This window comes from Ferrimonas aestuarii (assembly GCF_005116665.1).
Lineage (GTDB): Bacteria > Pseudomonadota > Gammaproteobacteria > Enterobacterales > Shewanellaceae > Ferrimonas > Ferrimonas aestuarii.
This window is the reverse complement of record NZ_SWCJ01000024.1, coordinates 1-24,924: the sequence shown is the minus strand read 5'-3', so window position 1 is coordinate 24,924 and position 24,924 is coordinate 1. Positions and strand designations below refer to the sequence as shown.

Here is a 24,924-nt window from a genome sequence, read left to right as displayed (position 1 = left end):
GGCATTGATTGCGGGGCATTGAGGGAGCAGTGAACCGCAATAGCAATTAGAAATTGATAGATAGGAGAGAAGGGTGTCGATATCTGGCGCGCTCGAGGACGAACCTGTAGTTGCTAATTACATCATTGTCGATTCAAAAGAAAGTTTGAATTTAGACACTCTAAATGAGGTTTCGTTAAATTCTGAAATAGGTATTTCATTTCTAGTTATTCGAGATGAATTATTGTGTGACCCAGTTATCTATTGGGCTAAAAATAAAAACATACAACTTCTATGTATCTTATCTAAGTGGCGTCAACGAATGCAGAAATATCTGCCTTCGCCTTCTGTTTATGAATATTTTAGTGATTACGAGGTGGCGTTGATGGCGGTGTTTATTACCGCTGATTTAGAGCGCGTTTGGTCGGTGCAACGTCTCGGTCAAGGAAGTCACGCATTGTCTTTGATTGAGGTTCTTTGGCCTCTTCAGCCCTCAAAGCCTGTGCCTAAGTTGATGCTGTGCTCCCGCCAGCCTTGCAGCTGTGGCCACGACTATCGCCAGCAGTTGCGGCGGGTGTCCACCATTGCCAAGTCCCACGGTGTAAAAGTGGTTAGCAGTGACTGTCAGAGCGATTGTTCCGTTCTAGGGACTGGGCAATTGATAAAACAGGATGGTCAAGCGGTGAGTGCAAAACACCTGTTTGGTTGGAGTGATAAAAAATTGGAGCGGTTCTTTATTAATGAGACAAAGTAAATTTATATCACTAATGTTGGTGGCATTATCGTTAGGGCCGGCACCTTACGTTTATTCACAATGTTATTATCCAGTATCCAATTCAACTCCAGAAAAAGTCATTTCGCTAAATCAATTTGCGACCGAGAATATGCTGCTTCTGGATCTTGAAGATCATTTAATTGGCACCGCCTATCCGGACGACAGTTATGAACCCAGTTTATTGCCAAAGTTAGCCGGCATTCCTGAATTGGCCACCCGCTGGCCTAGTAAAGAGCAGGTGGTGTTGGCGCAGCCAGATTTTATCTATGCCGGATTCCCGTCGGCATTTTCTGCGGCGGCACTGGGTGAGCAAAGTCAGTGGCATCAATGGGGCATTGGCACCTTGATTGGCGCGTCCTACTGCAACCCGGTGAAAGGGCGATTGCAACTGGAGGACATCTGGACCGAGATCACCGAGGTGGCTGAGCTGTTTGCACGACAATCCCAATTGCAGCGCCTCAAAGCTGAGCGAATGCAGCAGTTGGCTCAGCTTCGCAAGGTGAAACCTTATCGGGTGCTGCACATCGACATGGCCGATGCCATAGCCCGCTCCGCTGGTGGTTGGAGTGGCGCCGATCTGCTGATCCGTCTGGCGGGCGGGCAGAACATCACAGCAAATCTGCACCAGCGCTGGGTCAACCTCAGTTGGGAGCGGGTGATGGAGGAGAACCCTGAGGTGATCACCATTGCCGTCTCTCAGGAGAGTACACCAGATAAAGCCATCGAACTTCTCACCACCCACCCGGCATTGAAAGGCATTGATGCGGTGGTTAACCGGCGTTTTGTCGCCATCCCCTTTACCGAAACCATGGTGTCGCCTCGCTTAACTCAAGGAGTGCAGCGCCTCAATCAAGCATTGGTTGAATTTCAAAATAAGGAACAACAATGAAACCGAGTCAACTGGCCTTAGGCGTAACCTTGGCCATGGGAGCCTTTACATCAATCGCGGATGAGCAGATCGAAACCATCAACATTGTTGGCGTGCGCGAACAAGCCTTGGCGTTTGAGCAGGAGCAAGTTGGGGTAGAGCTGGTGACCATTGGTCGTGAAGCCATTGAGCGCGCGGGGACGTCGGATTTGAATGGCATCTTGCAGCAGAATATCCCCGGTTTGACGGTGATCCCCAAAAACGGTCGTTATGATTACGCCAATTACTCACTGCAGGGATCTCGTAAACAAGACATCCTCTGGCTGATTGATGGCATTCGTATCAACAACCGTTTGTTTAATGGGGGGTATCTGGACACCATCAGCACCGCCATGATCGAACGCATTGAGGTGCTAAAAGCCGGTCAGTCGGTGATGTTTGGCACCACGGCGCTGGCTGGGGTGGTGAACATTGTCACTCGAAGCTACAAAGGCGCAGATGCTGGTCAAATCAGCGCAGGCATCGATACCCTAGGCAGCACCCAGCTAAGTGGTTACCACTCCGCGCTGATTGGAGACACTGAGATCACGGTATTTGGTGCCAGCGACCTCTCTGATGGGTATCAGCCATGGGACGATGAGGATATCCACTGGACTGCCACCGATCGTGAGCGTGGCTATGACGTTCAGAATTTAGGGGTGAAAGTGGCACAGGAGTGGGACAAGACCCGTGCCCAGTTGATGGCCCAATACAATGTGGCTGATCTGGATTATCTGCGCCCTTACTACAATGTGGAAACTCAGAACCGTCGAGACCAGATTCTGGTTACCTTGCAGTTAGAGCATGAGATCAGCGCTGAACACCAGATTGAATTTAAAGGCTACTACCACAACTGGGATACCGACTACTTTCGGGTCTATCAATATGAAGATGGCTCCATCAAAGTTAAAAACGACAACGATCCTTGGTGGTTCGAAGATTACGGCGCCAAGGTGACCATGCACTCTCAACTGGGAATGCACCACTTTAATTATGGTATTGAGCATCAGCGCTATTATGGCGAAGATGCGGTGATGAAATTTGAGTCGAATACCGAACAAGTTAACGACGTGTTTGCCCAATATCAGCCACAGTTAGCGGCTTTGCCAGATACCAAGCTGTCGCTGGGTGGCCGTTACACCCAAGTAAAAGATGGCGAGAGTGGCTCGGCATTGGAGTTTAGCGCCCGTCATATGGTGAACGATACTTGGGGCATTAATGGCGCTGCGGGAACCAGTTTTGGCTTGCCCAGTGCTGAACAGCTTTATGCCAGTGCCGACGATGGCATCTATGGCAATCGAGATCTGACCCCTGAGACCGGCATCAACATTAACACTGGGTTGGATTACAGCCGCAGTGACGTTCAGTGGCAGGTTAACCTGTTCTGGCGTGAGATCAGTGACATCATTGGGGTTGGCACTAAGGATGGCAAAGATCAGTACGTAAACCTTGATAAAGAGGTGGTGACCCTTGGCGTCGATCTGCATCTGTTCTGGATGCTGACCGACAGTGTGTCGGTGGATGTGGCCACCACGTACAGTGACATTGAAAATGAAAATGGCGATGAAGCGCTGCTGAATGTGCCCGATGTCTCCGCTAACATTCGCGTTGATTATCAACCAAATAATCGGCCGTGGGAGCTGTGGCTGCAATCCAGCTATGTGGGCAGCATGACCGCATACGATAAAGATTACGGCGAGTACACTTTGGTGGATCTAGGGGCCAGTTATCGCTTCGGCCCACAGGAAAATCATCGAATTAATCTGAAGCTAGAAAACGCGTTTGATACCGATGCGGTGACCGGTATTTTCCGTCCGGGCAGCGATGCGCCAGTGGATTATCGCGACACCATCGATACGCTAGGCTCCCCTCGTAACCTGCAAATTAGCTATATTTTTGATTTTTAAATTAAGTGACGAGTAAAGCTTGAAATAACAAAGGCCAAATCACGTTGATTTGGCCTTTATTTTTATTAAATTCATCCTGAGCTATTTTCTGTTATGCGTGTAGGATATTTCCTCTGAGGCCAATTGCTTTCTGTATAAATAATTTTCGTAAACCCAATAAATAAACTGAGGTTGCGTTTAATATTAACGGCTTAGCGCTGGCGCCGCCTTGGTGATGTGAATCTGTCGATCCCAGATTTTTAAACCACTGTTTTCCATGATTAATTATCATCCTTGCTAGATGGTGGATTCTATCCTAAACCCTAGAGTTCAAGGCGTTTTAAGTCATCTTTGGCCGAACGGACTCAGTTAACCTCAACGTGCATTAAAAACCATAAAAACGCCGAATTTTTACGCCATTTGTTGTGGTTGATTTAATTGATGTTGGTGAGAATCAGGCCTTGTAATTAATGGAATAATAAAGGAATGCGACATGTCTCTTGATAAAATTGAACACGTGGTCCACCTGATGTTGGAGAATCGTTCCTTCGATTCGATGTTGGGCTGGCTGTATGAAGCGGATCGTCCCCAGCACAATATTCCTGCTGCGGCCAAAGGGGATGAATTTCGAGGCCTTTATGGCGTGAATCTGATGGAGTTTGTTAATCACGCCGACGCCCTCGATGTTTCTTCAAAGCCCATTCGCGGTACCATTGGCGCCAGTGTGCCAGACAGTCATCCAGGCGAGGAGCTTAGCCACGTTACCACGCAGTTGTTTAATCAGCCGCAGGCGGGTGCACCAAGCTCAGCCAATATGCAGGGCTACATGAACGACTATGCGCTGATGCTGAAAAAGGCCAAAAACGACGACGCCACGGCCAAAGAGATGGTCGACATGGTGATGCAGAGCTTTACCCCGCAACAGTTGCCGGTCTTAAACCAGCTTGCCAAGCACTATGCGGTGTGTGATGACTGGTACTCATCGGTGCCTTCGCAAACCAATACCAACCGAGCGTTCGCCTTAATCGGCAACTCCCACGGCTTGGTGGACAACGGTTTTCTGGAAAAAAATCCCATCGCCAAACAGTTGGGTGAGGTATTGGGGATGGGGATTGGTGATGACCGTTTCCCTGGCAAAACCATCTTTAATGTGCTGGATGAAAACGGCCATAAAGAGTGGAAGGTGTTTTGGGAAACCAGCATGATTCCAGAGAAGATCTCCAACCTTCTCCACAAATCCGGTGATGCCCTGAGTTACTTGGAAACCCTGGCCAACACCATTCCCGCCCTTCATAAAACCGTTGAGTTTATTGATAAGATTGCCAAAGACCTTGCTCCCTACGCCAATTACATCGATGAAATTTCATCGGGCGATTTGAGCTCAGTCTACAGTTACCGATTGTATGAGGAGCTTCATAATAAGGTTGATGACCTTGATAATCACTTTGACCGAATTGAGGAGTTCCACAAACTCGCCCGAGCTGGCAAGCTTCCTAAGTTTAGTTACATTGAGCCACGCTGGACCATCGCCTCCACCACGGTGGACCGCGGTTTTGAGCGCTTGGTGACCACCATGGGCAACGATTACCATCCACCTGGTAACCTCAATGAGGCGGAGAACTACCTAAAAGGGATCTATGAGAGCCTGACCGCCAATAAAGCGGCTTGGGAGAAAACCCTGTTTATTATTACCTTCGATGAGCCAGTGGGATCATTTGATCACGTTACGCCGCCTGCGGCCAAGCCACCTTGGGGCGATGCCACTCCAGAGTTTGAGTTAGAGCAGGGCTTTAAGTTTGATCGCTACGGTGGCCGAGTGCCGGCGATTCTGGTGTCGCCTCTGATTGAAAAGGGCACCGTATTCCGATCTGAGAAGCCGATGCCCTTTGATCATGCTTCGGTGATTACCACGGTGCTGGACTGGTGTCAGCTTGGGGATAAAGCGTCCGAGTTTGGCGTTCGGGCGCAGCATGCCCCGACCTTCTCCCACGTGCTAACACGGCAAACGCCCCGTACCGATGCGGGCGACATCGGTTTTATGAATCTGCAGCGCAGCCTCGGCGAACCGGTGTTATACGGCGACCGTTTCCGTCTGAAAAATCAAAATGGCGAGTATCTGACTGAGTTTGTGAAGGCGCCCATTATCGGCTTTGACGTGATTCCCGATGACTTAGAGAGCATCGCCTTTGATCTGGGCTTAAAGCAGAATTTCCCAACGCTTTCAGGTGCTCAACCCGCTAACCTGTTCTTCCAAAGCGCCAGTGTTGCCGACCCGACTCAGGTAAACTCCGGAGATGTGCTGCGCATCGCTTCCGACGAGCTTGCTTTGGAGTCTTTTAATTACCTAGGTGCCTGGAAAGACTCCCACGACTGTTACTATTACAACCTCTATCTGCGCGGTGAACATGCGGATAAGCAGCGCTGGCGACTCGAGAAGCTGGACGCCACTGGCGCGGGCCTCAAGTTTGGTGACAAGGTGTATTTGGTGAATCAGTCTTTCGCGGATCAGCGCTTGAGTCAGGATGATCGCTTGCTGCAAGGAAAGTGGATCACCACTAAGAAAGGCGGCGACTTTTGGACCATTGAACCGGTGAGTTAGTCCTAGGGGAAAGTCGATAAGCGCTGCTTGGCAGCGCTTTATTATTTCTTAGAGCTGATCTTCAATCGGCAGCCACTGCAAAAACCAGGCTCCGAATCGGCGCCAGAATCCGGCATCTGGCTCACTGTCGAGCACCGTACCGGTTTCCAGATCATGCCATCTGAGGTGACCTTGCTCCAGTGACAGCTTGTACGCAATCTGCTCCAAAGTGCCCTCGAGCCCCGCTTGAACGGCCGTCGCCAGTGCATCAGAGTGGATAAACACACCCATTTCGGTGTTGATATGGGCAGAGCGGGGATCAAGGTTAAATGAGCCTACAAACACCACCTTGCCATCAAACACCATGGTTTTGGCGTGCAAGCTGGCCTGAGACGAGGCGTTCCACGCGCCGGGCTCAAGGCCCGGTAAGCGTTTGGTTTCCCACAGTTCTATGCCTGCTTCCAGCATCGGTTGACGATAGCCCTCGTAACCTGAATGCACCGCAACGACGTCGGTGGCCGCGAGGGAGTTGGTGAGCACTTGCACCCTAACGCCTTGCTTAACCAGTTCAGCCAATCCGTTAACGCCCTCGTCACCGGGGACAAAGTAAGGCGAAACCAACAGCAGGTCGTGCTTGGTGTCTTCGAAGTAGTGGCTCAGGGCATCCACCATCAGCGTCGGGGTGTCGCTCTGAACCGCCGCTTTCTCGGGGGCATCCGCCGCTACATGGATCTCTCCCCAGTAGAGAGGCAGCGTCTCTTCGCTCAGATGCTTCACCAAGGGCGTATCCCGTAGGGAGCCGATGTAGGCCTGCTGCTTGAGCTGATCTTGCTTAATGATGTCGGCAAACTCACGGGTGACTTTCGAGGTGGAGATGGCCTCCTTTTGACTAATGAGGTGCTCCACGCCGATGGCATAGTCACTGTTCCAGTAACGGTCGAATTGAGAGGCGGTTTCGATGACCGCCGGCCCCAGCAGCATCACGTCGAAGTCGCCGAAACTGACCTGCTGATTGGCGGCAAAATACTCATCGCCAATGTTGCGACCACCGGTAACGGCGAGGGTGGCGTCCACCACCATGGATTTGTTGTGCATGCGGCGGTTGGTGCGGTCGAAGCTGGTCAGCATCTCCAGCGAGCGCCATTGTCGGTGGGTAAATGGGTTGAACAGGCGCACCTGAATGTTGGGGTGTTGATTGAGCATTGACAGGCCATCGTCCTTGCCACTTTGCATGTCATCCAGCAGCAGCCGGACACGAACGCCGCGCTCCGCCGCCTGCCATAAGCTCCAAAGCAGTGCCCGTCCTGTATCGTCGCCCCGATAGATGTAGGTTTGAAGGTCGATGCTACTTACCGCTTGGTTGGCGGCCAGCAAGCGGATGAGCAGCGCTTCTCGGCCATCGGAGATGGGGTAGACGCCGCTAAGGCCAGACTGCTCGTCCACCAAGGGAGCGAAGGCTTGGTGCAGGGGACTGTGACTCGGCGCGGGCAGTCGGTAACTGGCTTGCTGGGTCACCTGAGGGAGTGACGTGGCACAGCCTCCGAGGAGAAGGCTGAGTAGAAGCAGCCGAAGTTTGAGCATGATGCAGACCCTAGTTTGGAATGAATCCTAAGCCTAGCAATGAGTTAGCCTGACTAATACCATCCTGAATAAATATCTGGTCATTATTGCTTGCCTAAATCGTTTCACTCTTTGTTGCGAGACTTGTTGTTAGAGCCACTAGCATCGGCGTCTCGCGTCTTGATTGAAACGATTTATTCGGCGCACTAGATAGATCACTTACTTAATCAGAAAGGTATAACAAGCAAAAAGTGGATTGCTCAATGGGCCGCATAGCCAGATAAACGCTCGCCTTAATGGAGCTCGCAAGCTGGATCTACCGCCAGCTTGCCCTGCGGTTATTGCGCTTGGCTTATCTTAAGCCAAAACGATTGCTGGCAGCGGTTGATGAAGTGTTTTTGCTTAGGGGACACCTCGATGCCTTGAGGCTGAGACAGCACCTCATAACTTATCCAGCACTCCGGGCAGGTCATCTCGTTAGCGTCATCGCCTTGCTCTGTCTCTAAGGTCTGTTTTATCACCACGCCGTTGTTGAAGGCGTAGCGGTATTCGCCATAGTCGGTGAGGGTGCCATCCTCTTCCAGTTGCTCCTGCTCAATGACGACTCTGGATTCGATAAGGGGGGTGGCATCGTCGTTGATGGCGCGAACGTAGGTAAACAGGTGATTCATAGTCATTTGGCGTTGTAAATTTTCTCTAATGATACCGAAGTGGCGAGTAAAATCTGTGACCGAGCAGGCTTAGGTATGCTCGGGGTCAGCAGCACCCAATTGCTGAAATCGCTCAATAATAAAGTCGATAAAGAGCCGCAACCGCTTGGGTTGGTGGCGCCGACTGAGGTAGATGGCATTGAGATCGGCGCTGGCGGAAGCGGTGAAGTTTTTCATGTAGCCATTTAACACCGTGACCAAACGTTGTTGGTTGATGTCGTGCTGAACATCGAGAATCGATTTGAGGGCGATGCCAGCCCCCTCCAATGCCCACTGGCGAATCACCTCGCCATCATCAGAGAATCTTGATGGCACCACGGTAATGGTGTTGTGCTGATTGTCATCTTGAAAGTGCCAGGTTTTTAGCTCCTGATTACTACGAACCATCGCCAAACAGTCGTGGTTCGACAGTTCCTGAGGCACTAATGGGGTGCCATTTTTGGCCAGATAGTCCGGAGAGGCGCACAGTACCCGGCGGCTTGAGGCCAGCTTTCGGGAGACTAGATTACTGTCGGCCAGATCCCCATAGCGAATCACCACGTCGAGGCCGGACTCCGCCAGATTAGAGAGGTTGTCGTTCAGATACAGATAGGGAGTAACGTCCGGATAGCGGCGGCAAAATTCAGAGATCATGGGGGAGATATACTGCTTACCGATGTCTCGGGGCGCAGAGATTTTGAGCACCCCTCGCACCTCTTTGACGCCGGTTTGCAGCAGATTCTCTGCCGCCTTTACGCTGTCGATAATCTCCAAGCACGCCTGATGATACAGGGCTCCGGAGTCGGTGAGCGACAGGTGGCGGGTACTGCGGTTCAGCAGCTTGACGCCGTAGCGCTCCTCCAGCGCCTGAAGCCGTGCGGTCACCGTTGCCGGAGACAGCCCTAGCTCACGCCCAGCGGCCGCCAACCCCTGATTCTTAACAATGCTGGCGAACAGCGTCATATCCGCAAACTTATCCATCGTCTCACTATTCACCTCACTCGAATAATTAATTCAATAATTACTCAATTATCAAAATAAATCTAATAAATATACTGGCCATATTGAGATTTCAGCGGAGAAAACGGCCATGAGTCGCACCAAAACCCAATACCTGATCGTGGGGGGAACCTCAGGCATCGGCGCCGAACTGGCGAATCAACTTAGAGATGAAAATAGCGAGGTACACATTGCCAGTCGGCAAACTGGATTGGACATCAGCGATGAGCAATCTGTGTATCACTATTTTGAACGCCTTGGCCCCATCGACCATGTGATCGTCACCGCCGGCTCCTCGGCTCCATCGGGTCGAGTGTTGGACGTGGACACCCTTGAGGCCAAAGGGGCGTTTGAGACCAAGTTTTGGGGCTCCATTGTTGTAGCAAAACACGCCGCCCGTTATCTGAAACAAGGCGGCTCGATTACGCTGACCTCCGGCATGTTAGCTCGAAAAGTGGTGGCCAATACATACGTTAAAACCGCCATCAATGCGGCGCTGGAAGCGGTTGTAAAGGTACTGGCCAAGGAGTTGGCACCGATTCGGGTCAATGTCGTCAGTCCCGGACTGACAGACACCGAGGCGTATCTAGGTTTGAGTGAAACCCAGCGTGGCGCCCTGTTCGAGCAAGCCAAAGAACGTCTGCCGGTGGCCAAAGTGGGGGAACCCGCGGACGTGGCCATGGCATATCGATTGGCAATTCAAAATCCTTATATGACCGGTTCAGTCATCGATGTGGATGGCGGCGCGCTGCTTGGTTGACGCCAAATCTGCGGTTTTGATTTTCCATAAAGGCCGATACCGGCTTTTGATGACCTCCCAAATTGTGAAAGAGAACTCCAATGAATAAAGACAAAATGCCGCTTCAGGTGTGGATCCTTACGCTTGCTGCATTTGCCATTGGCACCGCCGAATTTGTGATTGCAGGCCTTCTGCCCCAGGTCGCAGCTGCGCTGGCGATAACTGAAGGCCAAGCCGGTTACCTTATCAGCGCTTATGCCTTAGCCATCGTGTTCGGCGGCCCACTACTGACCATCTATCTGGCTCGCTTCAACAAAAAGGCGGTACTGGCTGGGCTGATGGTGCTGTTTATCGTCGGTAATCTGCTCTCAGCCTTCGCGCCTAACTATGAGGTGTTGATGGTGAGTCGAGTGGTTGCTGGCTTGGTTCAAGGCCCGTTTTATGGCATCGGGGCGGTGGTGGCCACCAATTTAGTGTCGGAAAAGATGGCAGGCCGAGCCGTGGGGCAGATGTTTGCTGGCTTGACCTTAGCCAATGTACTGGGGGTACCCGGTGGCACCTGGATTGGGTTGCAGTTTGGCTGGCACGCCACCTTCCTGACCGTTGCCGCCTTTGGTGTGGTGGCGCTGCTGTTCATCCTTGGTGCCATCACGGCTAAGGGGCATGGCGAGGCCAAAGCCATTGGCCGTCAGTTGGCGGCGTTTAAGAACCCAATGTTGCTCATAAGCCTTGGCATCACCGTGTTCGCTTGGTCTGGCTTTATGACGCTGTACGGTTATCTGGCGCCGGTAGCCATCCACGTCAGTGGCTTTGCCGATACGGCAGTGACCTGGATATTGGTCATGGTTGGCATCGGTTTGATTGTGGGCAACACCTTGGGTGGACGCTCGTCGGATCGCAACTTAGCCCGTGCCTCGATGTTTTGGGCGGTGGCGATGATCGCCTCGCTGCTGCTGGTGGGCCTCGTGATGGACAACCAACTGGGGTTTGTGATTGCCGCCTTTATCTTCGGCATTGCCTCGTTTGCCAATGTGCCGGCCATGCAGCTTCGGGTAATGAAGCATGGCGGTGAGGGGCAGGAGCTGGCAGCCACGGCTAACATTTCGGCCTTTAACCTGGCCAATGCCTTTGGTGGCTTTCTCGGTGGCGCGGTGCTTGATAGCCACTGGGGCGCAGGGGCCATTCCGTTTGCGGCCATTGCCGTGCCATTAATCGGACTGGTACTCATTGGTAAGGCAAATCGAGCGGAGCGCAAAATTGCCTTATTGACGCCGTGTCAGAGTCACTAATTTTCCACCCATCTCTATGACGGTTGGGGCCCCGCTGGGCTCTGCCAACTTCCATAACTCCAAAGGATAACCCATGAAACTCTACCTCTATGAACATTGCCCATTTTGCGCCCGCGTCCGTTATGTGGCCGCCATGTTGAATGTTTCTCTGCAACTGGTGCCCATCGCTTATGATGACGAGCAAACCACCACAGAAATCATCGGCATCAAGCAGGTTCCTCTGCTGATTAAGGATAACGGTGAGGCGTTAGCTGAAAGCGAAATGATCATTGATTACCTGCTCAGGGTGGCCAATTGCCAACAATCACCGCAGCCATCGCAGCAGATATTGGATTGGCAGCAGAAAGCCTTCTTGCCGCTGCAGAAGCTGGGGTATCCGCGCTGGGCTCAAATGGGGTTGCCTGAGTTTCAAACTCAAGCCTCTCAGTTGGCGTGGCGGCTAAAAAAGGAGACCGAACAGCTCAACTTTGAACGCTTAGTTCGAGATACCGCTCAGATTGCCGACGAGGTTCAGGCCTTGATTGCCGAGGCAAAAGCGCTGTTACATATAAGTGGCTTTCAGAAGCTGAGTCTGGTGAATGAAGGGGTGCTGTTTTCCATCCTACGAGGGTTTGCCAGCGCGCCAGAAGTGCAGTGGGATAAAGAGGTTAAGCAGTGGCTTGATGCCATTAGCACCGAAACCCACATAGCCCTGCTGACGGAGGAAAGCTTCCATGACTAATTTGTTTGAACCGGCTCAATTAAAGCGGTTATCCCTTAAAAACCGGGTGGTGATGGCGCCAATGACTCGAGCTCGAACCAGCCAACCGGGCAACGTTCCCAACCGATTGATGGCGATCTATTACAAGCAACGAGCCAGTGCAGGGCTTATCATCTCTGAGGCCACTCAGATCTCCGATGACGCACAAGGCTACTCTTACACCCCTGGGGTGTATACCGACAAGCAGGTTGACGGGTGGCGGCTCGTGACCCAACACGTCAAAGCGCAGGGCGCGGCCATGTTTTGTCAGCTCTGGCACGTGGGACGGGTTTCGCACCCAAGCTTTCAAAATGGGGAGCCGCCAATGGCGCCCTCCGCGTTAAAACCGGTGGGCACTCAGGTGTGGGTGGCTGACCAAGAGGGCAGGGGACAGATGGTGGACTGTGTCCAGCCAAAGGCCATGAGCCATCAACAGATTCAGCAAGTGATACAAGATTTTGCCAATGCCGCCAAACGAGCGATTGAGGCGGGTTTTGATGGTGTGGAGATCCACGGCGGTAACGGCTATCTCATCGATCAATTTTTACGGACCAACTCCAATCATCGCAGCGATCGTTACGGAGGCAGCCGAGATAACCGAGTTCGATTCCTGCTGGAGGTGGTGGACGCGGTCATTGAAGCCGTTGGCGCCCATCGAGTTGGGGTGAGACTGGCTCCCTTTATCACCTTTAAGGACATGGATTGTCCCGATATTGTGCCGACGATCCTGCAGGCAGCCGAGCAGTTGCAGCGACGGAACATCGCTTATCTGCATCTTTCTGAAGCCGATTGGGAGGACGCGCCGCAGATCCCAGAGTCGTTTCGAATTGCACTTCGACGCCGCTTTGGTGGAACCATCATCGTTGCTGGAGGTTACGACCGCGCCCGAGCGGAACAGGTGTTGGCAAAAGGCTATGCAGATCTGATTGCGTTTGGTCGACCCTTTGTGGCTAACCCGGATCTGGTGAATCGTTTGAAGCAAACGCAACCTTTAGCGCCCCTGGATGGCGCCACGCTATTTGGCGGGGATGAGCGCGGCTACATCGACTACCCAACCGCGCCGTGAAGGTGACGCTGCAAAAGATGAGAAAGCCACATCGACGGATGTGGCTTTTTTCGCAAGCGAGGCGGTAACTTTGGGCCAATCAGCGGGCGGCGAGAATCGCTTCGATTCTGGGACGGGTGTACTTTTCGGCAGGGTCTATCTCGTCACCGTCTTGCTCTCGAAGGTATTCACCACAGTCGAAGGCATCGTAAACCTCAGCCGCCAGTTCCGGCAGGGTGTTTTGGTTTGCAGATAAAAACACCTCGCTGGTCATAAACCCAAACAGCCAATTGGCCACCCCATCGGCGAATTCAAATGGGTATCGATGCTGGCGATAGCCGATGGCAATCGCCAGTGCAATACCATCGGCAAATTCGGCGAAGGATAACTGGTGCTGCTGAGCAAGATTTACGGCGCTGTCGTAGGGCAGGCTCTCTGTTGCCGCTTGAGCCAAAATGCGCTCTATCTCTGCTTGGTTGTGTAAACCGAACACGCCTAGCTCTGGTTTTCCGCTCGATTCAATGCGCCCCAAAGAATCTCTGGGTTGATCTGCCTTAGGGTAATCATCTCGCCGTTGCCTGGCAGCGTTGAGGCGTTGGACCAAGGAGCATGTCCATAGTGGAGATTCATTAAGGTGCGAATCCACTCCCCGTGGCTGAACAGCAGCACATCTCGGGCGCCTTGTTGATACAGCGCCTGCAGCAAGGTACAGATGCGATCGGCCACGTCACTGGCACTTTCACTGCCTTCGATATCGATGCGGTTTTGGGAAAAACGTTGGTTAAAGGCCGAGTTCCATTTCGGGTGCTCGTTGAGGCTAAGCCCCTGAATTACGCCAAAGTTTCGCTCGCGAAGCAGAGCGGAGGTTTCCAATAGCGCTTGGTCGTTGCCCAGCGCCCCTTTGGCGGTGTCGAGGCAGCGTTTCAGGTCGCTGCTGATGACTCGGTCAAATCGAGTTGGAATTAACTTGGAGGAGAGGGCGCTCGCTTGCTGCTGACCAAGGGGAGTCAGCGGGCTGTCCTGATGACCTTGAATGATCCCTTTTAGGTTCCACTCAGTTTGGCCGTGGCGGCACAGTGTCAGTTGCATCTTTTGGTTCTCGTTTTTATTGCGAACCGAGGAGTCTGCCATAAGCGGCCAATGTGAACAGTGTGATATCTCTCAGTGTGGCGGTTATCTTAAGAGGCTTTTTCGAAATACCGATACATATCAGGTAGTAAATTGTTTGTTGTAACGAAAGCAATTGAAGGTTCTGCCATGCCTTTCATCGCTGCGTCGGCATGGCAGAGGGCTTAGTTTTGCTGACGAATTTTGATCAGCTTGCCTTCAATCAGCTTGCCATCCAGTTTAAACATCGCTTTGCGAGCTTTGTCGTAGCTTGGCATCTCGATAAAACCAAATCCCTTGGATTCGCCGGTGTCTTCATCCATGACGATGTTGCAGTGCTCAACGGCACCAAATTTTTCAAACAATTCGATCAGCTGCTCTTCGGTCATGGAGCGGGATAAGTTGCGAACTAGCAATTTCATGGCGGGCCATTCTTCATAAGGAGGGAAAGTCGGCCATTATCCCAGAAGCGCTGGGGGAAACCAAGGTGCCGTCAGTTTCAGTGGAGTAACTTTCGCCAGTTGCTTGCTAAGGAGAGGTTAGGCGTTTGATTTATCATCAAGACGACTGATATTCGTCGAATATTGGGGTAAACTGCAGCCATTCCTTTATTCAGTTTGTCACGGAGACATCCATGATCAACATCGCTGCGGCCACCACGTGGAGTGCGCCGACTCAGGCAACGCCAGTGAATGCGTCTGCTGCGGTGCAATCTGCGCCTCAGGCGGAGGTGGTCAGTGCCGATGCCGTGACCGCCCCTCGCGATACGCAGCCGTCAGCCTTTGATGCCAATCCATCGAAGTCTTCCGACTCACCTCAATCTGCTGACGCAAAGGCCGAGCAAAACGGTGCTAATCAGAAAGGGGAAACTGAGGGAAGCGGTACCAGTGCGAATGGGGATTCTGCCGAAGCTCGTCAGAAACAGCAGCAACTCGAACTGCTTGAGCAGCAGCAGATTCAGCAACTGCAAACTCGAGATCGGGAAGTTAAAACCCATGAGCAAGCCCATGCTGCCGTGGGCGGGGTTCATGCCGACAGTCCTCAGTACGAATACACCCGAGGCCCAGATGGGCGCATGTATGCGACCGATGGCAGCGTCAGTATCGATACCGGCGCAGTACCTGGCGACCCGGAAGCCACCATTGAGAAGATGGAGATCGTGATTCGGGCTGCCAATGCCCCCATTGAGCCCTCAAGCGCTGATCGCAAAGCGGCGGCTCAGGCGCGCACCATCTTGCAACAGGCCACCACCGAGATGATGTTGGCTGCGGATAAGCAGGCTCAAGAAGCTCAAGAAGCCCAAGAAGCCGAAACTCAGGACGCCGAAACCAAAGATGCTCAAGCTCAGCAGCCAGCGTCTGGGGATACCTCAACATCGGCTCAAACCAATGGTGCCAGTGAACAGGTCGCTCGCCCTAATACCGAGGGCGGCGCACGCTCTGATTCGCAAACGGCCGCATCCAGCACCTTGGTTGAGGCGTCCAATGAAGATGCACTGCAGCAGCAACAAACCAACCGCTTGCAGCAGCGTTTCGTCAGTGGCGGCGCATGGTCACAAGCCTTCCCTTCCGGCACCGTGGTGGATGACCGCCTTTAAAACCGGTGTTGAATATAACGGTTGAGTTCTAGCGCCAGATAAAACGATTGGCTGTTGGCGCGGGTGTATTGCAGCTGATCCACCTTCAATGTTTCCATGGTTAGGCTTTGATATTGAGGGCGAGAGTTTGGCTCGCTTGGCGAGGCGTTCATTGGTCCCTGTTGGTACAGGTAGAGATCCGGCTGTTTGGTGACGATGGACTCCACATTGTAGCGAATCAGGCTGCGCTGCTCTGGTGCCAGCAATCTGCCTCCAGCGATTGAGATGATGTCTGCCACGATATGGTTGCTGCCGGCGATGGTTAGAGGCAGCTCAGTGATTTCGTACACCACGTTGGGCGTCTTTTTCACCGGCGTTATTTTGTTAAGCACCGTCGTGAGTTGTTGGTTCAGTAACCGCGCATGTTCGACTACCTGAAACTGAGCGCCAAGATCGGTGATGGCCTGCTGAATTTGCATCAAGGTCTTCGGTTGGTAGCTGTAGATGCTGGCGTCAAACAGCCGCTGCAGCTCCGCGCCGAAAAATCGGGCATTGCCGATGATGATGAGATCCGGCTGTAAGCTGTGAATCAATTCAATATTGGGTTTTACGTGGCTGCCCACCTTCACCGCATTGGGAAAGTCGTAGTTGGAGCGAGTTACCCCTACTACTTTGTGCTCCAACCCCAGTTTCAGCATGATATCGCCAGCCGCCGGTGCCAGCAGCACGACGCGTTCAAAGCTAGCGGCAGGAGCGGTGAAAGCTAAAGCCATCACCAGAAGAAACCACGGATACATCGTATACCTCATTAAGCAGTTGGGGAGTCAGTTCGCTGCGCTGACGGTCGGCGAGCAGTTGTCCGTTTTTAAAGAACAGGAAGCGGTCGAAATAGCGCAGGGCCATGTTGATGTCATGCACTGAGGTGATCACCGTTGCTGGCAGCTCATACAGGTGTGCAAAGGTGTCTAGAGTGTGGCGCACGTCCAAACTGGCGTTGGGTTCATCCAGATACACGATGGGGGTTTGCTGATTGAGTACCCGAGCCAGCATAACTCGGCGCTGCTCGCCACCGGAAAGCTCACTGAACGCTTTGTGCTCTAGGTGGGCGATGTCCATCAGCGTCAGCAACTGACGGCTGGCGTCGAGGTCCGCCTGTTGGTAATCACTGCTTTGAAGTTTGGCGAAGCGGCCCATCTGCACCACTTCCAGCACGGTAAAGGGAAACGCCAATGTAGAGAATTGCGGTAGCAGGCTGAAACATCGGGCTCGCTCGCCATAATCTAGGGCCTCCAGAGGCTGGCCATCGTATTGGATTTGGCCTGTGGCCGGCTGCAGCAGCCCAGTCATTAGGGCGATTAAGGTGCTTTTGCCGCAGCCATTTTCGCCCATGAGTGCTACTTTCTCTCCCTGATGGATTCGCAATTGCGGCAGGGAAAGCTGGAATTGATCTCGGCTAAAGCGCAGATCACGGATGTCGATTCTAGCCATTCCACAGACTCCGGCGACGGGTTTTCAAAAGGTAGAAAAAGAAACTGCCACCAACCAACGCGGTGAGAATGCCCACGGGCAGTTCGGCGCCACCAGGAATGATGCTTCGAGAGGCACCGTCGGCGATTACCAGTAAACCGGCGCCCATTACCGTGGAGTAAAACAGGTTGTGTTTCATGTCACTGCCAAACAGGCTGCGAGCCACGTGGGGCACAATCAGGCCCACAAAGCCAATGATGCCAGCGAAGCTGACGGCGATGGAAACCAGCAGGGTTGACAGCACAAACGCCAAGGTGCGCAGGCGATGTACGTTTACTCCTAGGCTTTGGGCGGAGGCTTCATCCAGTGCCAGCAGGTTAAGCGCGGTGGAGCGGCGGTGGAAATAGAATGCACTCAAGCTCAGCACCAACGCGCATACCGCCAATCGATCCCAACTCACCATAAAGATGCCGCCCATCAACCAGTAAACGATGGCGGTTAGGGAGTCTTCATAGAAGTATTTGGTAAAGCTGATCACCGCCGAGGCGACGATGTTCATTACCACTCCAGCAAGGATCATTGTGACTGGGTTTATCTGGCCGCGATCCTGCGCCATGTGGTACACGCTCAGCAAACCAAAGAGACCGGCCACAAAGGCACAAAGGGACACCCAATAGCCATTAACACCCACAGCGATGGCCACCACCGCCCCTAGGGCCGATGAAGAGGCGGCGCCGGTGGTAAATGAGTCTGCCAAAGGGTTTTTCAAGGTGAGCTGATAGATGCTGCCAGACAGCCCCAACATAGCGCCAATGAGCGCCGCAAACAGCACTCTAGGCAGGCGCAGATCGACAATCAGTTGCTGCTGAAATGCCGTTAACTGCAGTGGGTTGAGCCACTGGGGGCCACAGAGTAAGCCTGCCGCGATCAGCAGCGCTAAAATCAACAGCGCCATCGGCCTCATGGCTCCATCCTCTTCAGGCTGTGGATGCCATAGGTTGCCAGTACCGTGATGAGCCCCAATAGCGCCCAAATGGAGCCAAGTTCCAGCGGCTGGTTCGATAGGCCATCTCGAAGCAGTTCGGCGCTGTAGGTCAAGGGGGACAGCGCGGCCAACCACTGAATGACCAGCGGCATCTGATCCACAGGGAAAAAGGTGCCGGAGAGAAACATCATCGGCGTGATCACAAAGGCGTTCATGGACGCCTGATCGCGGTGGTGCTTCATCTTGAGGGCCACAATGAAGCCGATAAGCGCAAACACACACAGGTGCAGTAGCAGTGCCAGTATGGTCCAGAGCGTTAGGTGCAGTTCCACTTGGCAGCCCAAGCTGTAGAGCAAAATGATGGCAACGGGAATAAGACCTCGGGTGATGCCGTAGAGCACTTCCGCCGCCATGATCTGCCAGCGGCCATTGGGGGCCAGTAAGAACTCCTCAAAGATCTTGAGGTAGAAGCGGCTGATGTTGATCTCAGTGGCGATGTTGTAGCTTTGATTCATGCTGGCCATGGCAATCAGCCCTGGAATCAAAAACTGCAGATAGGAGGCGCCATTGACCTCGGTGTTTTGGCCCACGCCAAAGCCAAAAGCCATCAAGTAGAGAAAGGGCGGTACCGCTGCGGCGGCAACGACGCGCAGTAGCTTTTTTCGTAGCACGGTCAACTCGCGGTAGTAGATGCCGGAAATGCCGTTAAAATTGTGACTAATCAAGGGGCTTAAGCCTTCTTCCTGTGAGATTCAAAAACACATCCTCCAGATTGGTTTCGCGTATCGTCGCTGCATTTTGCAATTGGCCGATGCTCTCAACCGCATGCGCTCGGCTGGGGAAGAAATTTTGCGAATAGGCTGGAGACTGGGTCTCAACCACGTAACTGCCCAATTGCTGCTTTAGGGCTGAGGGGCTGGCATCGGCGATGAGTTTGCCGCGCTCAATCAGCATGACTCGATCCGCCAACTGCTCCGCTTCATCCAGATAGTGGGTGGTGAGAAATATGGTGCAGCCCTGTTGATTGATCTGGCGTAAAAACTGCCAGATGTGGCGGCGGCTATGGGGATCAAGACCTACGGTGGCTTCATCCAAAAACAGCATTTTTGGTTGATGCATGAGTGCTCGAGCAATCACCAATCGCCGTTTCATGCCGCCGGAGAGGCGCTCTGCCGGTTGATGGCGATGTTCGCCCAAGCCGGAAAATTCAATGCTGTGTTCGATGGCTTTGGTGAGCGCCTTGCCGCGAATCCCGTACAGCAAACCGTGGACCTTCAGATTCTCGATGGGAGTCAGCTCACGGTCGATGTTGTTGTGCTGGGGCACCACGCCGATAAGGCGTTTTAGCTCCTGCTGGTTGGGTTGGTAGGCTTGCCCTTGGTAGCTTATTTGGCCGTGGTTGGGCTGCAGCAGACCGGTGAGCATCTTGATAAGGGTGGTTTTTCCAGCGCCGTTGGGGCCAAGCAGCGCGCAGATCTGACCGGGCTCAAGGGCGAAACTCAGGTGATTCACCGCCACCTTGCTGCCGAAGCTGCGGTGCAGCTTGTGGATACTGAGAATCGGCGTTGTAGCACTCTCTTGGTTTGAGGCCGAAATTGGCTGTGGTAAAGCTAGTGAAGTCATCAGTTCAGCACGATCTCAGCGCTGGATGCCGCATCCTGAAGGTGAGTCAGGTAACGCTGGCGCACCGAAGGGTTATTGCCTAAGCCTTGCAGAATTGGCGTTACCTTGATACCCAACTGCTGCAGCTGAGATTTCCAAGAGTCTGGCTCATCACCCGCCATGTCGTTGCTGGCATGATCACCCGCCACCACCATCAAAGGGCGTAGGTGCACCTTGGTGATGCCGTCTTGGGTTAGCTGAGCTTTGAGCTGCTCTAGGTTGGGAGCGCCTTCGACCAGGCCAACGTATGTCTGCTGGTTTGGGTAGCGAGATTGCATGATGGTTTGCAGTTCAGAGTATAGCCCAGTGGAAAGGTGCTCGTTGCCGTGGCCCATGTATACCAGCGCCGCGCCATCGCTTTTGGCCAGCTCAACGTCTTTGGCCAGAGCGCCTGCCAAAGCGTTGAGATCCTGATGGTATGGAAAATCCACGCCCCACTGGCCCATCAATGGTCGACCCAGTGCGATGTGGTTAAAGGGTTTCCACTTTTCCCGCAGCGTGTCGATGCCATTGAGAGCATCCACATACTGGCCGAGATCGTGAAACTCCTCGCCTGGGGTGAGCAGGGTGGTTTGTACCACGATGTTTTTGTACCCGTCATTTTGCAGATCCGCCAGTGCCCCAAGAACGTTTTTTACTTGATACAGAGACTCGGGGACTTCTGGGTGCGCCTGTTTGTAGGCCTCATCATGCTGGCGGCGATGCCATTTTTTACGAATGATGTTGGAGGTAAACGCAAAGCGAATCGGCGTATTGGGGTAGGCTGCTTGAATATCTTGTTGAATGTGCAACAGCGAATTTAAGGCTGAATCATAACTGGTGCCAAAAGCGGCCAGCACGATGGCGGATTTCTGCTGCGGCTTAGTGGGGGCGGTGTCGGCGGTGGCCATGGCCGGAGCCAATAGCAACAGCGACGTGAAACAGAGCGCGGTGGCTTTCATTACGTGTCCTAGGGTGTCACCCAGTGGACGGCCTCAATCCATGATAAAACTTTGCTGACGACGAAAAGGGCGGCATCGCTCATAAGCCGGGTAGGCCCGCCCGGCTGTCAGCACAACAGTGAATGCAGGTCTCCTGACTTTCGGCGCCCTACTCATTGCCTTCCCAGCGCGCGCCAGTGGCCAATCATGAATAGGTTCCCTAACGGGGCAGTCGAATACAGTTGCGGGTACAGTTCAGACGTCTCATCTGATTCCCTCGCTCATCTGAGCGGCCGCGTGGGCACATTCAACTTGCCGAGGGTAAAGGGATTTGGGAGGGCAAACACTGGGGTTTGTCACAGTATGTGGTTGAGATTGTTAAGGTTGTGAGCCAGCTCGTCATTTTTCAAAACAAATTACCAGTGATTTGATTTGCAACTGTTTTTCACCTCAGAACACGACAAGCAGCCTCTGGCTGCGACCATCGCACTTTTATCAAGAGACGATACCAGTACAGTTTTTCTTTGTTGACTGAACTTCGTGAGAGATCTCTCACACTGGTGAGTGCAATTTGATGTTGCTTATAAATCGGCGTTAACTCGATAATATTCTTTATAAATTAGATACTTCCAATGACGCCAGCCACAGCCAGAGTGATGGGCGGAGCTGTACTCTAAATCTGAAGCTCATTTTTGGAAATCGTTATTTATTGGGCTTTTGTGGGTTAGCGGTTGTTTGCATCAATGTGCAGAATGCCTGTGAGTTGAGCATCAAAAGTTCATCCAAGCTGGGGTGTTTGGCGGGTGAAGGCTCTGTAGCCTACTTTCCGTTCGTTCAAAGCCTTCATGCATTGGAATTTTGATGCCTGTATAAATATACAGTCTGTGGTGAATCCGCCTTTGCGCAAAATAGATGCCGCTTTTACTGTAAAAGGCGGAATCAAGGGAAATTCGAAAGCGACTTATGGCGGGTTTTCTGGCAGTTAGCCGATATGTCCAAAAGCGGAAATTCGTGAAGAGCGGATTTTTAAGATTTTGAAAGGCGGATTTGTTCCGCATAATAAGCTGTTAGCTTTTATGTCAATGAGGTAACTTTTGGAAAATAAATCAATCTGGCGATATTTAGATTTAGCCAAGTTTATAGGGCTTATTCAGACTGATAGTTTGTTTCTATCCAGAGCGGATATCTTTGATGACCCTTTTGAGGGAACTATTAACAAAGCGACACACGAAGCGTTTGAGCAGAAAATACAAACTCAGTTGCAAGAGAAAAAAGTTGAAGCGTGCTATGTGAAATTTGACGGTCAGTGGGTAGTGTTTGCTGATGGCTCTCATATAAACATAGGGGAGTCTTCGTTTAATACACTGAATTGGCTGAAGACATACACTTATGTTAACTGTTGGCATTTAAGTGAGCATGAATCGGAAGCAATGTGGAAGCTATATTCAAAAAATATAACGGAGTCTCTAGTTATAAAAACTAACATTGATAAACTTGTTGGTGCATTGCCTGACGGGGGTATCGTAGAGCCGGTGGTTTATAAAAACTACGATTCAGATTATGTAATGACGAACTACTTTTTAGCTCCATTCAAAACCAAAAGGTTAGCTTTTTCTCATGAAAAAGAATTGAGGGTTATTTATCAAGAGCCACCATTAAAGGAGTTCAATGATAACTATAAACAGTTTAACAAAGAGCTTGTGAACAACAAGTTAGGTAAAGTTGTACCCTTAAATGGTGGGGTTCAACAACTTATTGAAGAGATTCGGTTGTCTCCTTTTGCACCATGTTGGTTTGAAAGCCTGATACAGGATCTATTGGTTAAATATGGACTTGAAATTCCGGTTACAAGATCCGAAATTTCAGTTGCCCCCTTTGAATTAAAAAGCTAACAAACTGTTTAAGAGTGATTCGCAACGCGTGGCATTTTTACTATGCGTTGGTTTTAGTGTTTAAGGTGGTATGCGGCGGCTTTGGTATTGCGTTGCTCACACCTTAACAGGGCGTTATATGCCAAAGGAAGAATTATGTTGTATCTCCCGTTGTTAATTCCTCTCTATGCGCTGTTTTTCTACATAGTGCTTAAATGGCTGCATGTAGAGAATGAGCGAGTAAAGCGTTCATTCATTCTGTCGCTGACTTTGTTGATTACTCAGCTTATTGGCGCGACTGTGGCAGCAGTTTTGGAGCTTGCTGACAACGCCGTTCCTTTAATAAGCATTGGTCTGTTCGTATTAATAGTTAATCGGTTTTTGACCTTGAAATGGTGGCAAGCGATCTTGATACCCATAGGTGTCACGATGGCAAGCTCGTTGGTTGCGGGCGTCGGGTTTATGATCTTTTTCAAGTCAATCGCGTCAAGTTAATTGGCATATAACAAGACGTTGTAGCCGGACGCAATACAGGGCTTGCTGTTGTTCGTGCCTCACAAGATATTAGCAAGCCCAATTGCGCCGCTAAACAGGCGCGTTATTGCTCTTTCATATTGATCGCGTTAGCTTAGGTTTAGTGAGTTTTACAAGGTAGTTATAATCAAAAGGAGAATGGTATGTTCATGATTGTTATTTGGCTAGCTCTTGCGGGTTTCGTTGGCTGGTATGCGAGTGGTAAAGGAAGGCCTGGTTTCCTCTTCTTTATTATTTCATTGATATTGTCGCCGTTGATTGGTCTTATTATCGCTATAGTTATCGGGCCCAATACTGCGGTCGTCGAAAAGGAGGCTTTGTCTTCTGGGTCAGTGATTAAATGTCCAAGTTGTGCGGAATTGGTAAAGTCTGAGGCGAAAATTTGCAAACATTGCCAGTCACCCCTCACTAAAAGTGCTTAATAAATAGGTTGAGGCGATCAATAACAAGCCGTTGCAGACGGATTTAAAACTGGTTGGCTATCACTCGTTCCTCGTGGACTTTAGCCAATCAGTTTTTCCCGCTGAACGGAGCGTTAAGTGCATTTTCTGAAGCAGCAATTATTGCTATGCAAAGTTATATCTGAGGTACCGAAAATCTGTGCACTATTTCAAAAGATTACTATTTATTTTATCTATATGGTTATGTGTTCCAGCACAATCATTCTCTCGTGGATTTTGCACGTCGGAAGAATGTCGTCAAATAGCAAGGACTATTTCTGGTGGCAGTACTTTTGTGTTAATGCTAGAGATAATCGCCTTTGTATTTTTAGTGCTATACATGATGATCAAAATTGACGAATCTCGAAAAAAATAATTAGGATAAAGCACTTAACAATGCACTATAGACGGATTCCAGACAGGCCGGCTCCGCTCGTACCTCGCAAAGATTAGCCGGCCAGCCTGTTCCCGCTAAGTGGAGCGTTAAGTTTCTTGGAGGTTCAGTGGAAAACAAACAGAATTTGGTAAATTTTATCATACCGGTTTTATCTGCATTGTTAGCTTTCTTTGGTGCAATTGGAGGTTCATATCTATCTTCAGCAAAAAGTGAGGAGCTTTGGAGCAAGTCACTGATTTATAACGCAGAAAAAGTGGTTTTAGAAAAGAAGATTGATTTAATTGAGCGCGTGTCAAAAGTGGCGAATTCATCCTTGAAATATCAAGCTCATCAAAGATATTTAAATGAAATGGCTGTAATCGCTAAAACCTACGAGTCTTGTAATAATAAATCAGAATGCGAGAAGCCTGTTAGTCGTGAAGAGTTCCTTAGAATTTCCACTGTAAGAGCTGAGCTGAATGCCGAATTTTCGTCAACTTTGAAGCTTATTAGCTTGTATTTTGGTGATGATGTTGACGTCCCTCTGCTCGAACTGTCACGAAAGGAGCAGTGGTGGAGTGATTCAAGAAGAGAGTTTGAGGCTTTAATCAAGGCGATGACTAAAGAGGTCTAGGTCGAAACTTAACAAGAGACTATGGCGTCAATAGCTAAATTTTGCTGTTGTTGGAGTCCCATTCTACGCCGTCCCTGAGCATGGAGTTCAGGATGACGACCATCTTTCGTATGCACGCAATGATGGCGACTTTTTTGGGTTTTCCTGCTTCGAGTAATCGTTGATAA

24 protein-coding genes, 2 pseudogenes and 1 riboswitch are annotated in these 24,924 nt (G+C 51.3%); of the genes and pseudogenes, 13 read left to right on the top strand and 13 right to left on the bottom strand.

The features are described 5' to 3' along the window. Positions 1 to 73: 73 nt before the first annotated feature. From FCL42_RS19890 to FCL42_RS19875, 4 genes are all read left to right on the top strand, one after another. A complete protein-coding gene (locus tag FCL42_RS19890; RefSeq protein WP_136865180.1) occupies positions 74 to 733 on the top strand; it encodes a hypothetical protein in 660 nt (219 codons plus the stop codon). Further along, a complete protein-coding gene (locus FCL42_RS19885) occupies positions 720 to 1,643 on the top strand; it encodes an ABC transporter substrate-binding protein (RefSeq protein WP_136865179.1) in 924 nt (307 codons plus the stop codon). Before FCL42_RS19890 ends, FCL42_RS19885 begins: the two co-directional genes overlap by 14 nt. Continuing rightward, positions 1,640 to 3,568: a TonB-dependent receptor plug domain-containing protein gene (locus tag FCL42_RS19880; protein ID WP_136865178.1), complete on the top strand. Its 1,929-nt coding sequence runs from the start codon at positions 1,640 to 1,642 to the stop codon at positions 3,566 to 3,568. The genes FCL42_RS19885 and FCL42_RS19880 overlap by 4 nt, the downstream gene beginning before the upstream one ends. A 472-nt stretch (positions 3,569 to 4,040) precedes the next feature. Next, positions 4,041 to 6,146, top strand: a complete 2,106-nt coding sequence (locus FCL42_RS19875; RefSeq protein WP_136865177.1) for an alkaline phosphatase family protein — start codon at positions 4,041 to 4,043, stop codon at positions 6,144 to 6,146. Positions 6,147 to 6,194: 48 nt separating this feature from the next. On the opposite strand, the gene FCL42_RS19870 is transcribed toward FCL42_RS19875, so the two are convergent. The 3 genes from FCL42_RS19870 to FCL42_RS19860 form a co-directional block, all read right to left on the bottom strand. Continuing rightward, positions 6,195 to 7,706 (bottom strand): phospholipase D family protein, encoded by a 1,512-nt coding sequence (locus tag FCL42_RS19870; RefSeq protein WP_136865176.1) that lies wholly within the window; start codon positions 7,704 to 7,706, stop codon positions 6,195 to 6,197. 317 nt (positions 7,707 to 8,023) lie between these two features. After that, positions 8,024 to 8,362: a hypothetical protein gene (locus FCL42_RS19865; protein WP_136865175.1), complete on the bottom strand. Its 339-nt coding sequence runs from the start codon at positions 8,360 to 8,362 to the stop codon at positions 8,024 to 8,026. Between the two features lie 63 nt (positions 8,363 to 8,425). Next, the gene (locus FCL42_RS19860) at positions 8,426 to 9,355 is read right to left on the bottom strand and encodes a LysR family transcriptional regulator (protein ID WP_136865174.1); all 930 of its coding nucleotides are present in this window, start codon (positions 9,353 to 9,355) and stop codon (positions 8,426 to 8,428) included. Positions 9,356 to 9,464: 109 nt separating this feature from the next. On the opposite strand from FCL42_RS19860, the gene FCL42_RS19855 reads away from it, so the two are divergent. The 4 genes from FCL42_RS19855 to FCL42_RS19840 all read left to right on the top strand — a co-directional run bounded on the left by FCL42_RS19855 (position 9,465) and on the right by FCL42_RS19840 (position 13,206). Further along, positions 9,465 to 10,133, top strand: a complete 669-nt coding sequence (locus FCL42_RS19855) for an SDR family oxidoreductase (RefSeq protein ID WP_136865173.1) — start codon at positions 9,465 to 9,467, stop codon at positions 10,131 to 10,133. Between the two features lie 80 nt (positions 10,134 to 10,213). Next, the gene (locus FCL42_RS19850; protein WP_136865172.1) at positions 10,214 to 11,401 is read left to right on the top strand and encodes an MFS transporter; all 1,188 of its coding nucleotides are present in this window, start codon (positions 10,214 to 10,216) and stop codon (positions 11,399 to 11,401) included. 73 nt (positions 11,402 to 11,474) lie between these two features. Next, positions 11,475 to 12,122 (top strand): glutaredoxin 2, encoded by a 648-nt coding sequence (gene grxB / locus FCL42_RS19845; RefSeq protein ID WP_136865171.1) that lies wholly within the window; start codon positions 11,475 to 11,477, stop codon positions 12,120 to 12,122. Then, entirely contained in the window at positions 12,115 to 13,206 is a 1,092-nt protein-coding gene (locus FCL42_RS19840) for an alkene reductase (protein ID WP_136865170.1), read from the top strand. The genes grxB and FCL42_RS19840 overlap by 8 nt, the downstream gene beginning before the upstream one ends. Positions 13,207 to 13,285: 79 nt before the next feature. On the opposite strand, the gene FCL42_RS19835 is transcribed toward FCL42_RS19840, so the two are convergent. The 3 genes from FCL42_RS19835 to FCL42_RS19825 all read right to left on the bottom strand — a co-directional run bounded on the left by FCL42_RS19835 (position 13,286) and on the right by FCL42_RS19825 (position 14,714). Continuing rightward, positions 13,286 to 13,678 carry a hypothetical protein gene (locus tag FCL42_RS19835; RefSeq protein ID WP_136865169.1) on the bottom strand — a complete coding sequence of 131 codons (393 nt, stop codon included), beginning with the start codon at positions 13,676 to 13,678 and terminating at the stop codon, positions 13,286 to 13,288. 2 nt (positions 13,679 to 13,680) lie between these two features. Next, a complete protein-coding gene (locus FCL42_RS19830) occupies positions 13,681 to 14,274 on the bottom strand; it encodes a histidine phosphatase family protein (RefSeq protein ID WP_169308469.1) in 594 nt (197 codons plus the stop codon). Between the two features lie 203 nt (positions 14,275 to 14,477). Continuing rightward, complete coding sequence (locus FCL42_RS19825) at positions 14,478 to 14,714, bottom strand: RNA recognition motif domain-containing protein (RefSeq protein WP_136865167.1); 237 nt, start codon at positions 14,712 to 14,714, stop codon at positions 14,478 to 14,480. A gap of 212 nt (positions 14,715 to 14,926) precedes the next feature. On the opposite strand from FCL42_RS19825, the gene FCL42_RS19820 reads away from it, so the two are divergent. Then, entirely contained in the window at positions 14,927 to 15,889 is a 963-nt protein-coding gene (locus FCL42_RS19820; RefSeq protein ID WP_136865166.1) for a putative metalloprotease CJM1_0395 family protein, read from the top strand. Here the strand turns inward: FCL42_RS19820 and FCL42_RS19815 are convergent. The 6 genes from FCL42_RS19815 to FCL42_RS19790 are packed head-to-tail and all read right to left on the bottom strand — an operon-like array spanning position 15,886 to position 20,923. Continuing rightward, the gene (locus tag FCL42_RS19815) at positions 15,886 to 16,665 is read right to left on the bottom strand and encodes an ABC transporter substrate-binding protein (protein WP_169308468.1); all 780 of its coding nucleotides are present in this window, start codon (positions 16,663 to 16,665) and stop codon (positions 15,886 to 15,888) included. The two genes, FCL42_RS19820 and FCL42_RS19815, sit on opposite strands and share 4 nt — an antisense overlap. Beyond that, complete coding sequence (locus FCL42_RS19810) at positions 16,610 to 17,356, bottom strand: ABC transporter ATP-binding protein (RefSeq protein ID WP_136865164.1); 747 nt, start codon at positions 17,354 to 17,356, stop codon at positions 16,610 to 16,612. Before FCL42_RS19810 ends, FCL42_RS19815 begins: the two co-directional genes overlap by 56 nt. After that, positions 17,349 to 18,299 carry a FecCD family ABC transporter permease gene (locus tag FCL42_RS19805; protein WP_136865163.1) on the bottom strand — a complete coding sequence of 317 codons (951 nt, stop codon included), beginning with the start codon at positions 18,297 to 18,299 and terminating at the stop codon, positions 17,349 to 17,351. Before FCL42_RS19805 ends, FCL42_RS19810 begins: the two co-directional genes overlap by 8 nt. Further along, positions 18,296 to 19,045, bottom strand: coding sequence for an ABC transporter permease (locus FCL42_RS19800; RefSeq protein ID WP_205729307.1), 750 nt, complete (start codon positions 19,043 to 19,045; stop codon positions 18,296 to 18,298). Before FCL42_RS19800 ends, FCL42_RS19805 begins: the two co-directional genes overlap by 4 nt. After that, on the bottom strand, positions 19,038 to 19,943 hold the full coding sequence (locus tag FCL42_RS19795; protein ID WP_136865162.1) for an ABC transporter ATP-binding protein: 906 nt from the start codon (positions 19,941 to 19,943) through the stop codon (positions 19,038 to 19,040). The genes FCL42_RS19800 and FCL42_RS19795 overlap by 8 nt, the downstream gene beginning before the upstream one ends. After that, a complete protein-coding gene (locus tag FCL42_RS19790) occupies positions 19,943 to 20,923 on the bottom strand; it encodes a sirohydrochlorin cobaltochelatase (RefSeq protein WP_136865161.1) in 981 nt (326 codons plus the stop codon). Before FCL42_RS19790 ends, FCL42_RS19795 begins: the two co-directional genes overlap by 1 nt. Positions 20,924 to 21,029: 106 nt before the next feature. Continuing rightward, positions 21,030 to 21,226: riboswitch (cobalamin riboswitch) on the bottom strand. 770 nt (positions 21,227 to 21,996) lie between these two features. On the opposite strand from FCL42_RS19790, the gene FCL42_RS19785 reads away from it, so the two are divergent. The 4 genes and pseudogenes from FCL42_RS19785 to FCL42_RS19765 all read left to right on the top strand — a co-directional run bounded on the left by FCL42_RS19785 (position 21,997) and on the right by FCL42_RS19765 (position 24,757). Further along, positions 21,997 to 22,794 carry a hypothetical protein gene (locus FCL42_RS19785; protein ID WP_045390242.1) on the top strand — a complete coding sequence of 266 codons (798 nt, stop codon included), beginning with the start codon at positions 21,997 to 21,999 and terminating at the stop codon, positions 22,792 to 22,794. Between the two features lie 135 nt (positions 22,795 to 22,929). Continuing rightward, complete coding sequence (locus FCL42_RS19775; RefSeq protein ID WP_136865160.1) at positions 22,930 to 23,268, top strand: hypothetical protein; 339 nt, start codon at positions 22,930 to 22,932, stop codon at positions 23,266 to 23,268. A 173-nt stretch (positions 23,269 to 23,441) separates the two neighbouring features. Continuing rightward, positions 23,442 to 23,729 (top strand): annotated as a pseudogene (locus tag FCL42_RS19770) (zinc ribbon domain-containing protein); the annotation flags it as partial. A 521-nt stretch (positions 23,730 to 24,250) separates the two neighbouring features. Then, on the top strand, positions 24,251 to 24,757 hold the full coding sequence (locus tag FCL42_RS19765) for a hypothetical protein (protein WP_136865159.1): 507 nt from the start codon (positions 24,251 to 24,253) through the stop codon (positions 24,755 to 24,757). A gap of 34 nt (positions 24,758 to 24,791) precedes the next feature. Here the strand turns inward: FCL42_RS19765 and FCL42_RS19760 are convergent. After that, positions 24,792 to 24,924, bottom strand: a pseudogene (locus tag FCL42_RS19760) (IS110 family transposase); the annotation flags it as partial.